Source organism: Mycolicibacter acidiphilus (genome assembly GCF_018455725.1).
GTDB classification, from domain to species: Bacteria; Actinomycetota; Actinomycetes; order Mycobacteriales; family Mycobacteriaceae; genus Mycobacterium; species Mycobacterium acidiphilum.
Window position 1 is genome coordinate 1 of record NZ_JAHCLR010000143.1, and the last position, 491, is coordinate 491.

Annotated in this window: 1 protein-coding gene; it reads left to right on the forward strand. The window is 81.1% G+C overall.

Features of this window, described 5'->3' with window-relative positions; genetic code table 11:
* Nucleotides 1-491: hypothetical protein (locus tag KIH27_RS23390; RefSeq protein ID WP_214095102.1), on the forward strand; the 491-nt coding region annotated here is incomplete at both ends.

A 491-nucleotide genomic window follows, 5' to 3' on the forward strand; every position in this document is an offset into this window, starting at 1 on the left:
CGGGCGGCACCGCCACCCACGGCAACGGCGGTCAGGGTGGCGCCGGCGGGTCCGGCGGCAACGGCGGCAACGGCGGCGACGGCGGCAGCGGCGGCAACGGCAAGGTCACCGGCGTGAACTCGTCCGGCCCGGCCGGCTGGGGCGGCACCGGCGGTGTCGGCGGCAACGGCGGCAACGGCGGGATCGGCGGCAACGGTGGTGCCGGCGGCGTCAGCACCGGCGGGATCGGCGGCAACGGCGGCGCGGCCGGCAACGGCGGTGCGGTCGGCAACGGCGGTGACGGCGGCACCGGCGGCGGCGTCGGCTACGGCGGCACCGGCGGCGGACCGGGCATCGGCGGCAAGGGCGGCGCCGACGGCGCCATCGGCCTCACCGGTGGCACCGGCGGCAACGGCGGCGACGGCGCCGACAGCGGCATCGGCAACGGCGGCAACGGCGGCAACGGCGGATCCGGCGGCCTGGGCTCCACCGGCGGCGCGACCGGTGGCGTC